The organism is Peribacillus sp. TH14 (genome assembly GCF_016651145.1).
GTDB lineage: Bacteria > Bacillota > Bacilli > Bacillales > DSM-1321 > Peribacillus > Peribacillus butanolivorans.
Map to the genome: position 1 here is coordinate 5,745,984 of NZ_JAEKEK010000001.1, position 12,925 is coordinate 5,758,908.

At 38.2% G+C, this 12,925-nt stretch carries 14 protein-coding genes and 1 pseudogene; 3 read left to right on the top strand and 12 right to left on the bottom strand.

From position 1 onward, the window contains the following. Positions 1–38: 38 nt before the first annotated feature. The 4 genes from JFU50_RS27550 to JFU50_RS27565 all read right to left on the bottom strand — a co-directional run bounded on the left by JFU50_RS27550 (position 39) and on the right by JFU50_RS27565 (position 2,575). Complete coding sequence (locus JFU50_RS27550) at positions 39–1,163, bottom strand: NADH-dependent flavin oxidoreductase (protein WP_201224940.1); 1,125 nt, start codon at positions 1,161–1,163, stop codon at positions 39–41. A gap of 128 nt (positions 1,164–1,291) precedes the next feature. Then, on the bottom strand, positions 1,292–1,606 hold the full coding sequence (gene trxA, locus JFU50_RS27555; RefSeq protein ID WP_098174818.1) for a thioredoxin: 315 nt from the start codon (positions 1,604–1,606) through the stop codon (positions 1,292–1,294). A 57-nt stretch (positions 1,607–1,663) separates the two neighbouring features. Next, positions 1,664–2,050, bottom strand: coding sequence for an IDEAL domain-containing protein (locus tag JFU50_RS27560; RefSeq protein WP_201224941.1), 387 nt, complete (start codon positions 2,048–2,050; stop codon positions 1,664–1,666). Positions 2,051–2,155: 105 nt separating this feature from the next. After that, on the bottom strand, positions 2,156–2,575 hold the full coding sequence (locus tag JFU50_RS27565) for an RrF2 family transcriptional regulator (RefSeq protein WP_056523814.1): 420 nt from the start codon (positions 2,573–2,575) through the stop codon (positions 2,156–2,158). A gap of 308 nt (positions 2,576–2,883) precedes the next feature. Here JFU50_RS27565 and JFU50_RS27570 point away from each other — a divergent pair. Beyond that, positions 2,884–3,444, top strand: a pseudogene (locus JFU50_RS27570) (MsnO8 family LLM class oxidoreductase); the annotation flags it as partial. A 619-nt stretch (positions 3,445–4,063) separates the two neighbouring features. Here JFU50_RS27570 and JFU50_RS27575 read toward each other — a convergent pair. From JFU50_RS27575 to JFU50_RS30495, 3 genes are all read right to left on the bottom strand, one after another. Next, a complete protein-coding gene (locus JFU50_RS27575) occupies positions 4,064–5,050 on the bottom strand; it encodes a 2-hydroxyacid dehydrogenase (protein ID WP_201224942.1) in 987 nt (328 codons plus the stop codon). A 21-nt stretch (positions 5,051–5,071) separates the two neighbouring features. Beyond that, positions 5,072–6,370, bottom strand: coding sequence for an MFS transporter (locus JFU50_RS27580; protein WP_201181198.1), 1,299 nt, complete (start codon positions 6,368–6,370; stop codon positions 5,072–5,074). Between the two features lie 306 nt (positions 6,371–6,676). Beyond that, positions 6,677–6,826: a hypothetical protein gene (locus tag JFU50_RS30495; RefSeq protein WP_207198842.1), complete on the bottom strand. Its 150-nt coding sequence runs from the start codon at positions 6,824–6,826 to the stop codon at positions 6,677–6,679. A 381-nt stretch (positions 6,827–7,207) separates the two neighbouring features. On the opposite strand from JFU50_RS30495, the gene JFU50_RS27585 reads away from it, so the two are divergent. Further along, positions 7,208–7,969, top strand: coding sequence for a GTP cyclohydrolase II (locus JFU50_RS27585; RefSeq protein WP_201224943.1), 762 nt, complete (start codon positions 7,208–7,210; stop codon positions 7,967–7,969). A gap of 191 nt (positions 7,970–8,160) precedes the next feature. Continuing rightward, positions 8,161–8,322 carry a hypothetical protein gene (locus JFU50_RS27590; protein WP_201224944.1) on the top strand — a complete coding sequence of 54 codons (162 nt, stop codon included), beginning with the start codon at positions 8,161–8,163 and terminating at the stop codon, positions 8,320–8,322. A 495-nt stretch (positions 8,323–8,817) separates the two neighbouring features. Here JFU50_RS27590 and JFU50_RS27595 read toward each other — a convergent pair whose 3' ends face one another. The 5 genes from JFU50_RS27595 to tkt all read right to left on the bottom strand — a co-directional run bounded on the left by JFU50_RS27595 (position 8,818) and on the right by tkt (position 12,790). After that, complete coding sequence (locus tag JFU50_RS27595) at positions 8,818–8,973, bottom strand: hypothetical protein (RefSeq protein ID WP_201181202.1); 156 nt, start codon at positions 8,971–8,973, stop codon at positions 8,818–8,820. Between the two features lie 208 nt (positions 8,974–9,181). Next, positions 9,182–9,379, bottom strand: coding sequence for a hypothetical protein (locus JFU50_RS27600; protein WP_201254514.1), 198 nt, complete (start codon positions 9,377–9,379; stop codon positions 9,182–9,184). A gap of 371 nt (positions 9,380–9,750) precedes the next feature. Continuing rightward, positions 9,751–9,966, bottom strand: a complete 216-nt coding sequence (locus JFU50_RS27605; protein ID WP_034312934.1) for a YneF family protein — start codon at positions 9,964–9,966, stop codon at positions 9,751–9,753. A gap of 84 nt (positions 9,967–10,050) precedes the next feature. Beyond that, a complete protein-coding gene (gene sirA, locus JFU50_RS27610) occupies positions 10,051–10,497 on the bottom strand; it encodes a sporulation inhibitor of replication protein SirA (protein ID WP_201224946.1) in 447 nt (148 codons plus the stop codon). Positions 10,498–10,786: 289 nt separating this feature from the next. Further along, the gene (gene tkt / locus JFU50_RS27615) at positions 10,787–12,790 is read right to left on the bottom strand and encodes a transketolase (protein WP_201224947.1); all 2,004 of its coding nucleotides are present in this window, start codon (positions 12,788–12,790) and stop codon (positions 10,787–10,789) included. Positions 12,791–12,925: the final 135 nt, after the last annotated feature.

The window sequence follows — 12,925 nt, forward strand, 5'->3', positions numbered from 1 at the left end:
TAGCTATATGAATTGGTAACTCGGTATACCACTATGCTTTATTCAACACCTGGAAACCATCCTGGAGAATTGATAATCACTTGCCATAATGGATCTGGAATATCCAGTTGCTGCTGATTATTCTTGTTTATTTTAGTAACAATTTCTGTTTCTCTGCCTTGCTCCACTTTTTGAACCCAGTCAGGATCAATAATGAGTTCACGGGCTAATGCGATTAAAGGAACCCCTGTTTCAAGAGCTTTGATCGCATCATCTGCTGTATAGATGGAACCGACACCTATGACAGGAACTCGATCCCCTACACGATCTTTTATGATTTCTATTCGAGGACGGTTAGCCTCGGCTCCTCGTCTAGCTGTTGACCAGAAATCCATTAATGAAACATGAAGATAATCAAGATCTTTTTTTGCCAGGGCATCTATTAATACCAGTGTATCATCCATAGTGATTCCAGGTGTTTCTGGCTCCTCTGGTGAAAAGCGATATCCTACAATGAACGGCTCTTTGGCATGTTTAGCAACTGCCTTTTTCACTTCATCTACAACTGCTATTGGAAAAGTTAGACGTTTTTCTAGACTTCCACCCCACATGTCTTCTCGACGGTTAGAATGCGGTGAAAAGAATTGCTGAAGTAAGTATCCATTGGCACCATGAATTTCGACACCATCAAATCCTGCTTCAATAGCACGTCGAGTGGTTTCTCCAAAATCAGTAATAATCGATTTAATTTCTGTTTCAGAAAGTGGACGTGGAACAGGTTTACCATCGCCTTGTGAAGGAATATTACTGGCACTTACAACATCGCCATTTGGTACTAATTCAGGTGGAACCTCGCGGCCGCCATGGAAAATTTGTAAAATTGCTTTTGCCCCTTTCGCTTTAATCGCTAACGCTAAGCGTCGTAAGCTCGGAAGCAAATCATCCCGATCACCGCCAAATTCACCATGAAATCCTTTACCATTTGCCGTGACATAGGTACATGCTGTAATAACCATACCCACGCCGCTTGACCTGCGTTCATAATAGTTAATTTCAGCATCGGTAACTGTACCGTCAGGATTCGAAGAGAAGTTTGTCATTGGTGCCATAACCAATCGATTCTTTAAATGTACCTCTTTTCCTAAATTAAACGATTCAAATAATGGTGTAAATTTAGAATTCATTAGTTGTATTCCTCCATTTTAATTATGTTATCTCACCATGTGACAGGTATTGGTTAAGATTGGCTATATTTTTTTCTTGTGCAGTGGAATGAACAGATCCAGGTAATAACTTGTATATCAGAATCAAATTATGCATGCTTTGCAATTAATTCTGTTAAAGCTTCTTTAGGCTGATAGCCTACTACCTGATCCACTATTTCTCCATCTTTGAAAAGAATAAGTGCTGGAATACCCATGACTCCATACTTTCTTGTAGTATCTCCATTTTCATCTACATTAAGCTTAACAATCTTAACTTGATCACCCATTTCAACATCGATATCATTAAGCACTGGCGCAATCATTTTACAAGGTCCGCACCAAGGAGCCCAAAAATCAACTAACACTAAACCTTCTTTAATTTCACTAGCAAAAGTTTGATCTGTTACATGCATTATTGACATAATCATTTCCCCCTCTAATATTATCCATTAAAATATCAATCTATATTTTTAATTACTTTATCTATTTACATCCAGATTTCCAATCCTATTTTCTGGGATAAGAACCTCAGATTTTCTAGTAATCATTTTTGGATGTTTTTTAATAGATGCTAATTTTTCGGACAATTCCATAAACCACGCCTCATCTTTTGAAAGTAAGGCCAAATCAATTAATGTTAAAAGATGAGCTTCGTTACTAATTGATAAATCGGGAAGCTTTTCAGTCCATTTACTTGGAATCCAAATCGATTTTCCAACCGCTTTTTCATTGTCACTTTCCACCACATTCACTTTTACAATTTCTCGATTAGAGTTAACTATTTCAACAAAGCCGTGGATAAGTTCTCCTTCTCTGGACCTTCCCTGTACCCAATCCCCATTTTCAAATCGAATTTTATCGGCCATCTCTATAAATACACCCCTTAAATGTTTAGTCACAGTTCAATTTAAAAGCTTTTAACTGTAAAAATAAAATATACAGTAAGCATAAAAGAAAAAACTAAATCAATATCAAGGACATTGTTTAATTTTTTCCAAAAAAGTGCTAAGGGTAATATTCTCTAAATATTTTTCAAAATATAATTCAGCTTCATCGAATATTTGATCCATAACCATCTGGGTATTAGACGATATAACACATTTTTTTTTCGGATCACCTGTACACCAATTTGGTTTCAGGGTTCCATGTGAGACTGCAATATAAATATCAGCCAAACTTATCTCTTGAGGGTTACAGTCAAGAATATAGCCGCCGCCCACACCTTCTTTTGTCTTAACAAATCCATTATTTCGTAAGCAACTCATCATTTTACGTATTCTAGCTGAGTTTGTACAAACGTTTTCTGCGATAGACTCACTGCTTGCCATATGATCTGGTAAATATGCTAAATAGACTAAACTATGCACAGCTATTGTAAAATCACTATTCACTTTTTTCGCATCCTCCTCAAGAAGATTACTGTAATTTTAATATTTACAGTTAACTATGTCAACTAAAAAACTCACTAATGATTATCTCTATTTTATGCCTAACTTTATTTTATCAGGTTTTTATTTAATCAAATCGTTTTTTTTGAAACAATAAGAACAACTGTTAGAATGTTTTTTTGTTTCGGGGGCTAAATGAGTAACACCCTTCCATCCTCCGTAACATCAAGTTTTTTTATAGAAAGAAGTTGAATTTATTGAGTGACTCTAATAATATTCGTTCGAAACGAATAAAAGATATTCCCTTTTCCATGCGATCTTTCTCCCATTGTACTTGGAGGAAATCCTGCTCAATCTTAAAGAAATACACTTAATCTTGCAAGACATGTGAGAACTTAGGGTATAATCGTTTCTGGCTGGCTGAACATCATAATATGCCCTTTATCGCTTGTTCCGCTACATCGGTAGTGATTGGACATGTAGCAGCAGGTACTTCAAAGATTCGTGTAGGTTCAGGAGGAATTATGCTCCATTAGTTATTGCAGAACAATTTGGAACGCTCGAATCCTTGTTTCCTGGTCGAATTGATTTGGGACTTGGGCGAGCTCCTGGTACTGATCAACGTACTGCATATGCTCTAAGACGTGTCCGTCAAATTAATGGTCAAGAGTTTTCAGAACAACTGGCAGCGTAATCCAGCTTTAGCTTCTGAAAAAATGTATGTAAAAGCTATACCGGGAAATGGCTTAAACATTCCGATTTGGTTATTTGGCTCTAGCGGCTTCAGTTCGCAACTAGCTAGGATGCTTGGATTGACTTTTGCGTTTGCAAGCCATTTTTCCCCTGAAGGAACACTCCCTGATCTAGAGATATAAGCTTTTTTCTCAATATCCGCAACTATTACGAATAACTAATGATGGAATTAGAGAATTTGTCTACTACGTATTTCATTCTTTTCATTGATCATCTCCTTCGAAATCTTCTATGTTATTTTTGAGAATAATGCTTGATGCAACAGACAAACCTACTCTTATTAATTTCGTTTAATCAATGATTAATATTGCCCTCATGCAAAAAAAATACACCATTAATAAATCATGGTGTATAAGCAAATATCTTCTTTTAATGCTTTACTACAATTATTTACCTACTAGAATAGATTAGTAGCTGGAAGGTTCCTCTGTCCAATCAGAAAAAATCATTTTATAACACCATCTAAAGTCTTCTCATTATTTGCTGATTTATCGATTTTTTCAAGGTGGACCAATTTGTTCCAACATTCGAGAAACTTAGAAAAACAGTATTTCTCATTAATCATTACCGCGATCCTTACATGTAATAAAGAGCCGGGAAGATCGTTTAAAACGATGCGTAATAAATTGGATATATTTCAAAAATCCCAAGTGGCCTAATAGATTGGATAATAAATGGTATGAGAGATACCTGTGAGGACATCTCCTATTTCCATTTTGGTGCCTTGCACCAATTTTACTATTTAAGTGACTGAAGTCCTTTCAATTCAGGAACGACATTCACTATCTCCCTTCCTGTAACCGCTGCTACAAGGTTCTTCGCCGCTAGCATAGCCATATCATATCGTGTTTGATGAGTAGCTGAACCTATATGCGGCAGTGTTACCACGTTTGGCATGGTTAAGAGCGGATTGTCAGGCGCTACGGGTTCCTGATCAAATACATCCAAACCAGCTGCAAGGATTTCCTTATTTTGCAGTGCTTCGATTAGGGCCTTTTCGTCCACCGTCTGGCCGCGTGATGTATTAATAAAGATTGCAGATTTTTTCATCAGTGCGAATTGCTCCCGTCCTATTAGCTTCTTCGTCTCAGGGGTATAAGGAACCATTAAAAGAACGAAATCTGATTCCCGCAAAAGGTGCTCTAGAGAGGCATAGGTTGCACATACCGTTTCCTCTACTTCTGGTTTTCTTCGCCGGTTATGATACAAAATCTCCATGTTAAAACCGAATTTCCCTCGTCTTGCAATAGATTCTCCAATCCTACCCATACCTATGATGCCCAATGTTTTTCCATGAACATCAACGCCAAAGAGGGGTTCATCGCCTTTACTTCCCCACTTGCCGTCCTTTACAAGCTTGTCCAGTTCCGGAAGGCGGCGGGCTGCTGAGAGCATTAAGGCTAAAGCTAAATCGGCCACGGTTTCATCGAGCACATCCGGTGTATTCGTACCGATTACGTTTCTCTTTTTCATTGCCTCTAGATCATAGTTGTTATAGCCTACTGAGATATTGCTGACAGCCTTTAGGTTTGGTGCATGGTCCAGAAATTCATCATCAATTTTTTCCCCGGTGATGAGCAGTCCGTCAGCATCGGAAATTTGCTTTAACAGCTGGCTTCGGGTAATCGGTTCAGGGCCATTCCATTTTTCACACTGGCAATACTGCGAAATATATGCTTCCACCTCAGCCGGTACTTGTCTTGCTATATACACTTTTGGAATCAATTTATGTCCTCCTTCGTTACACTATTCTTGAATAGGATGTTTTACAATAAACCAATAACAGATTGCGGCGCATCCGGCGATTAAACCGCCAGATATAAAGGCAAGGGAGTAAGATCCAGTTGCATCCACAATCATGCCTGCCACAACGGGGGAAAAGGCTCCACCAAAATAACCGCCAAAATTCTGAATGGCACCTACGGAAGCAACCATAGAAGGAGGGGCAATGTCACCAGCAAGTGCCCACGCACTACCTGTAATGGCAGAAATAAAACAAAGAGCAAGGGTCAGTAATGTTAAGGTAATAGCGAGTCCTTTGACAAGCGGAACTGCACATACAACAATGGCGGCCGAGATGGCACATATACTAATTAAGGCACGCTTTGCTTTAATAGGTGTAGTAATTCCCTTGTCCACCCATTTTTTAGTAAGATATCCTCCGAAAATATTACCAAAGATTCCGCCAAGCCAGGGGATACCAGCATATATACCCATTTCTTTTAGTGAGACATGATGGACATCGAACAAATAAAGGGGCAAGAAGACAAGGAAAATATTCCAGATCCAGATGGTACAGAAGAAGCCCAGAATCATTCCCCATACGCTTCGATATTTAAATAACGAACCCCATTTGATTTTTGATGATTGAATGCCTTGCTCCACTCCACCTCCTTCCGACTTAATGTATTCAAATTCCTCCTTGGATAGTCTTTGACTTTTTTCAGGATTTTTATAAAAAATCACAAAACCGATCGCGAATATAATGCCGATCACACCAGTTATATAAAACAGTGCTCTCCACCCAAAAGTCACCATAATGAAAACGAGCAGTGGCGGTGCAATGGCTGGGCCCCATTTGGACGAAGAATCCCAAATTCCAGTCGCCAAGCCTCGTTCCTTTTTAGGGAACCAATACGATGTGATCTTAGCCATCGTCGGAAAACAAGGTGCTTCACCTACTCCAAGTAAAATCCGTACAGCAATAAATGAACTCATTTTATGAACAGCTCCCGTTAAAATGGTCGCACCACTCCACCAAATAAGCGCGATTGTATACACCTTTTTGGTACCGAACCGATCGATCAGCCAGCCGGAAGGAAGCTGCATTAATGCATAACTCCAAGAAAAAAAGGTTCCCAATAACCCGATTTCGGTTACGCTTAGTCCGAGTTCTTTCATCATTTCAGGAGCTGCAATGGAGAGGTTAGCCCGATCTAGATAGTTTATTATTCCTCCGATCAATAACCAGATGACGACGGTCCAGCGAAATTTCCGGCCAATATTTAATGGCTTTTCTTGCTTTGTTTCTATTCTTGCTTCCATACCTTATCCCTCCTTGATATTTAAAACGCCATAATTGGCAGCGCTTCCAAAATAAGAAAAAGCCAGAGCTAACGCTTGGATAATATGTATATACAAGGAGGTTTTTGTTTTATAATATAAAACCCGGTTTTGGAATTGCGACAAAAAATAAACGAATAATTCTTTTTATTCTGTAAAATATCGTATTATGATGATGGATGATTGTCAATCTTTATTCTTATTTTTAGGATTATATTCCCAGAAAAGATTTTATATCAATGGGGAATTGATCGCCCATTTTTACTTTAAGTGATAATTGTTTATAAACTAACTAAAATCACAATCCATTTCACCTCTAGATACTTTCTCTACTACCGGTAGGGCATAGCCTGGATAAGAAAAAGGCATGATTAGAGCATATACCGTAAGGGAAACTGTCATGGAAATGTCTGAAATAGGATCCTTCACTCCGCGCAAAAGTCGGAAGGATTCAAAGCTCAAAGAAGATCATCTCTCTCTAATTGTAAAAGAGTGGCCATAGTAAATCCATGGATGTATTATTATTCCGAAATAAGCATTCTTTGCAAAATTAAACTACATGTCTGAACACGTAGCATAGGTGTTCTTTCTATTTCTCAGCCCCGTGGGTTTATTTCAACTTGTAGATGATGCCTATATGCTCAAACAATTCGGAAAGAAAGCATCCAAAAACCTTTTAAACGGTTAGATTATTCTTTCCTGCCTCTTATTAAAACAAAAGATTCACAAAAGAATGGATTGGGTACAATATGAACAGAACTGTTAAGCGTAGTATAAATTGCCCAAAATAATATTTTGAAGCATCAGGAGGAAGTTTATATGATTAATGAAAAAGTGGCTTTGATATTAGAAGATAAAATTAACGTTATTAAAAGTGGTGAAAAATCCATTTATTTAGTAGGCCCTATCAAATTACCCGTTAACTTAGAAGGCGAAACAACCATATTCCAATGGTATTGCTGGTTACGTTGTGAGAATATGGCAGGTCATTTTTGTGATGACGGCTCTTATAATACGGAAAAGATCATTGAAACTTTGGCCTCTTCCAATTTAGCGGAAATGCAGCAATCCAGTGTGTTACTGTATGGAGATTTTCAGCATTCTGCCGATGCCCTTATCCGTATGCATAGTATTTGCCATACTGGCGATATTTTTGGCAGCAAACGGTGTGATTGTGGATTTCAATTAAAGCAGGCTATGAAAATGATTGCGGCTCAAGGAACCGGTGCTTTATTTTATTTAGCGAATCACGAAGGAAGAGGCATCGGCTTATTTAGTAAAGCCATGGCTTATGTTCTGCAAGAAAATGGATTGGATACGGTGGAAGCGAACTTGGAGCTTGGGTTTGTTGATGATGCTCGTAACTATGATGACGCCATTCGAGTGTTAAAAAAACTGCGGTCCAATTCAGTGACTCTTATCACCAACAATCCGAGAAAATTAGCAGCCCTTCAAAAGTCAGGTGCCAATGTTGCAGGGAGAGTTCCGTTATGGGGAGATATCTCCGAGTATAATGAAAAGTATTTAGAAACTAAAGTCGTACGTTCCGGTCATTTAAAAGATGTATATCTAAATGAGTGACTGATTTTTATATGAAATTGGCTGTACTAATGAATGGCAAAACCGTTTCAAATCCCCTTGATGTATATGTCATTGTGATTGTTTACCGAATTGTTGGAATCAGAGTCTAGCAATGAAGACCGTACTTAATATTTCTCGTGCAAAGATCGATAATGGGATTGGAATCAGTCCCATAAAAATTGTAGCAAATCGTGAAAATTCAGAGATTCCTTGTCATTATTATCTTTATTAAAAATGGGATTGCCGACCAAATTGTTGAAACTGCAACTGTCCCAAAGACAGCAGCGTTTCTTCTGTTAGCGAGATGTTTTGAAAAACGATTGAGGCATTCATCCCAATCAAGGCTGCAATGATACCAATGGGTAATTACAAGGAAACCCGCATACATTCTTGCTTTCTTAGCCTTACCATCATCTTGTGTTGAAGCTATTGCCTGGATAATATTTTTGAGTTGCAAAGATGAAATCGATATTAGCTATAGTCCAAATAAGGAACTAGCTTTCTTCAGTGTGAATGGCAGGGTTGCAGGCGAGACTTCCCCCCTGACTAGAGGTTTAAGACCGTGTTTTTTCATTTTGCGGATTAATGTCTTATAGTAACGCCCAATACCTTGCAGCCTTGCGAATACTCCCTTCCCGCTGAATCATGCTCTCATTTAGCTTTTTCTCCACAGACTTAAATAAGTTTCTTTGGGCATCTCATTTTTTAAGAATTTTGATAGACTGACAACCGTATGTTGTTTTGCTAGGCAACTTGAGTGTAAATACAGTTGATGAAATTTGGATTATTTTAGGATTAACTAATTTTAAATTGAGACTGAAAGCATGAAATGCAACCTGTAACTCCCCCTAAAGTGAAATGGTTACACTTATAGGTTTACTTTCATCAGTTAGTAGACATCCCTTGCATGAGGTTGGCTTAACAATGGTTGCTCCTTCATTAATAATAATTTTCAGTTTCTTAAAAGTTGTATCACTATCTCCATTTACATTGTCTAAAGCCACATGAGACACCCCTGTGTAGGATAAAAAATAAATATTAGTGGTATCACTATCATCGAATTATTCCTTCTTGATCCTTTCGTATTTAATTAAGATTAGGACTGATCAAAACCATTCTTTCCTTGCCCTTTACCATTAACTAAGATAAATGTTTCTCGTACATTCTCTGACCGCAAACCTTTAATCTCCATTGACCTCAGTCCACAGCCTACTAGTATGGCTTTGTTTCTAGTTTCCAGATAGTTTTTTTATAGAAAGAGGCCTCCATCGTCGCCTCCATTTCTTTAGCAGTGAAACCCTTCAACAATTTCCGTGGTACTTTTGGAGCTTCAACCTTTGTCGCAACGTTTACCTTTATATATTCCTCTCGCTCACACCAACTCAAAAATGCCTTAATCATCTTAAACATAGAAACGATACTTTGAGGTTGTAACCTGCTTTTTGTTTCACCCTTATATATGCCTTTAAGTCATGAGTAGTTATACTTTCTAATTCAGTAATAGCTCTTTTACAGGAAATTCTTCAACTGTTTAATTTCTTGCTTTTTGTTCTTCAAGATTTTCTCGGTAAACCCTTTCTTGGCATAATCCACGAACAACACAAAAAAACCCCTCTCTCTGATTTAGTTTCAGTCAGAGAAAGAGGTTTCGAATTAGTCTGATAAAAGATAAAGCAAAAACAATAGCCATTTATGATGAAAGTTTCACTCTATAAGGTAGTTTATGATTTGCTTATCTTATAATTGCTATCAATCAATTGATAAACCCTAAAGTTAAAGGTTTACTTTGTTTGTTGTTTATTCATGGCGCTCATCATTTGATTAATTTTCTTTTGGGATGGTTTCATACCCATTTGCATCATCATCATTTTCAACATTTGTTCGTTAATTGGCGGATTTTTCTTTAAGTAATCCATCATGTATTTACGAGCGATGAAAAATCCCAGCACTACTCCAGCAATCAATGCCAGTACGCCAACTAGAATGTAAACCCACATACTATTTCCTCCTTCATGTTGTCTAACATCAGTGTACTAGACCAAAGGTTATTATACAATACCCGCTACTGAAAAGTCCCCCATTTAGACAAATTTTCTTTCTTTTATCGGTTTTAACCAACCATATTTTTCGTGTTCAAAATCAATGGCCAGAAAACTCGCTTCGTATTTGCGAATACATTCAAAGAATGCTGTCTCCGCTTCATAGTCTCCATCAGCTTTAAGGGTAATAGAATCATCATGGATGGTTAATACTGCTTTGCTTGATCCACTCGTTTTTTCTAGATAGTATTTTCCATTCTGAGACCAAAAATTCATCTTTTTTTGCAAACGCTGTTCAATGGCTACCTGCAATTGGATAATAGGGACTGTCTTGGTGACAAATTCGATTTGTTTTTGCAAAATACTCTTCAGTCTGCCCCTTGCTTGAATATACTCCAAAAACAAATTGAAAAATAGCTTTTCTCTTCCATAATAATGATGGGCAAATTCATCTTCGATTAAAAAATTTGATAGGTTCTCATTAGCCAATGCCTCCTAGCATTCCTATTTTGGAAACCAGAACATTTTTATTTTTCGATAACCCGCCATTATTTTCTATATTATAATGGCTACTCCCCTTTAATTGACATATTTAAACGAAAATTATTTATTCTTATTATATATTGACAAACCAACAAGATATGTTGTTTGCTGGAGAAATATTTTTCTTTTTTTGTCGAATAGAAGATTTACCGTAAATAATGGGCACTTTCAACATGCTTTAAGAAGATTCGATAAAAAAACTGACACCAAACTAGTTTGGTGTCAGTTCCGAATTTTATTTAAGCATTTCTTTCACACGAGCAACTACATTTTCTACAGTGAATCCGAACTCTTGCATGATCTTACCACCTGGTGCAGAGGCACCGAAATGATTAATTGCCAAGATTTCGCCTTCATCGCCAGTATAACGATCCCAACCAAACGGTGAAGCCACTTCGATTGCTAGACGTTTCTTAACAGCCGGGTTGATTACACTTTGTTTATATTCTTTAGATTGAGTTTCGAAACGATCCCATGATGGCATGCTGATAACAGAAACTTCAATTCCTTCTGATGCTAATGCTTTCTGTGCTTCAACAGCCAGGTTTACTTCAGAGCCAGTCGCAAGAAGTAATGCATCCGCTTCATCTTTATTAGAAGCAGATATAATGTAAGCCCCTTTTGAAACACCTTCATAAGCAGTTTCAGAAGTGTTTTTTATCGTTGGCAATCCTTGACGTGTTAGAACAAGGGCAGTCGGTTTGTTAGTTGACTCCATCGCCACTTTCCAAGCTGCTGCTGTTTCATTACCATCAGCCGGACGGATTACCCCAAGGTTCGGCATTGCCCGCAATGAAGCTAATTGTTCAATAGGCTCATGTGTCGGTCCGTCTTCCCCTACAGCAATACTGTCATGAGTAAATACATACGTAACAGGAAGACCCATCAATGCTGCCATACGTATAGCTGGGCGTAAATAATCAGAGAATACGAAGAAAGTTCCGCCATACACTTTTAAACCACCATGAAGGGTCATCCCATTCAAAGCTGCTCCCATAGCGAATTCACGAACACCGAACCAAATGTTACGTCCACTATAATTACCCGGTAATAGATCTGTCTCACCTTTAATGGCTGTATTATTAGATCCGGCTAAATCTGCTGAACCACCAATAAAGCTAGGAACCTTTTTGGCAATCGCATTTAGGACTTCTCCACTTGAAGCTCGGGAAGCTAATGTTTTTCCTTCTTCGTAGACCGGAATTTCCTGGTCCCACTCCAGAGGTAATTCACCTTTTATAGCCAGCACTAATTGTTCAGCTAACTCAGGATGTGCTTCTTTGTAATTTTTAAACAGTTCGTTCCAAGCTTCTTCTTTTTTACTGCCTGCTTCGACGCAAGCTTCATTAAAGTGGGAGTACACTTCTTCAGGAACATAGAAATCCTCTTCAAATGTCCATTTGTATGCTTCCTTAGTCAGTTTCAACTCATCTGCACCAAGCGGCGCACCATGAACAGCAGACTTACCAGAACGGTTTGGTGAACCATAACCGATTACGGTTTTCACTTCTATTAATGTTGGACGTGCATCGTCAGTCTTTGCTTCTTCAATTGCCTTCGCAATTTCCTGAAGATCGTTTCCATCTTCTACGCGCAGATATTGCCAGCCATACGATTTGAAACGGTTAGCTACACTTTCACTAAATGATTGGCTTAAATCGCCGTCAAGTGAAATATCGTTTGAATCATATAAAACAACAAGTCTTCCAAGCTGAAGATGTCCAGCTAATGAAGCGGCTTCTGCAGATACGCCTTCCATTAAATCTCCATCTCCACAAATGCTATATGTATAATGATCAACCACATTATAAGAATCACGGTTGTAACTTTCAGCCAAGTGACGTTCTGCCATCGCCATCCCTACTGCCATTGCAATCCCTTGTCCTAGTGGTCCTGTGGTCGCATCAACTCCAGCTGTATGACCGAACTCCGGATGTCCAGGAGTTTTGCTACCCCATTGGCGGAAATTCTTCAAATCATCGATGGATAAGCCATACCCTGACAAATGAAGAAGGCTGTATAACAGCATAGATCCATGACCAGCAGAAAGAACAAAACGGTCTCTATTAAACCAATCAGGGTTTTTAGGGTTATGATTCATATATTCAGTCCAAAGTTTATACGCCATCGGGGCTGCACCCATTGGCATTCCCGGATGACCAGAATTAGCCTTTTCAATTGCATCAATCGATAATGTACGAATTGTATTGATAGAAAGTGCATCTAATTTATCTAACATATTGTAAAACATCCCTTCCTGTAATGTACCTCTTTATATTATAGTGACCTGCTTAATATCACAACTAAAATCACTAAATCCTTCCCCAATATTTCAATTTTCTAGTAACTAGAGAAGTCCACTATTTAGGTTAAG

Excerpts from the sequence above, each read along its gene's own strand:
- JFU50_RS27550 (WP_201224940.1), bottom strand. The coding sequence starts at position 1,163 with ATGAATTCTAAATTTACACCATTATTTGAATCGTTTAATTTAGGAAAA.
- trxA (WP_098174818.1), bottom strand. The coding sequence starts at position 1,606 with ATGTCAATAATGCATGTAACAGATCAAACTTTTGCTAGTGAAATTAAA.
- JFU50_RS27560 (WP_201224941.1), bottom strand. The coding sequence starts at position 2,050 with ATGGCCGATAAAATTCGATTTGAAAATGGGGATTGGGTACAGGGAAGG.
- JFU50_RS27580 (WP_201181198.1), bottom strand. The coding sequence starts at position 6,370 with ATGGAAGCAAGAATAGAAACAAAGCAAGAAAAGCCATTAAATATTGGC.
- JFU50_RS27585 (WP_201224943.1), top strand. The coding sequence starts at position 7,208 with ATGATTAATGAAAAAGTGGCTTTGATATTAGAAGATAAAATTAACGTT.
- JFU50_RS27600 (WP_201254514.1), bottom strand. The coding sequence starts at position 9,379 with ATGTTTAAGATGATTAAGGCATTTTTGAGTTGGTGTGAGCGAGAGGAA.
- JFU50_RS27605 (WP_034312934.1), bottom strand. The coding sequence starts at position 9,966 with ATGTGGGTTTACATTCTAGTTGGCGTACTGGCATTGATTGCTGGAGTA.
- tkt (WP_201224947.1), bottom strand. The coding sequence starts at position 12,790 with ATGTTAGATAAATTAGATGCACTTTCTATCAATACAATTCGTACATTA.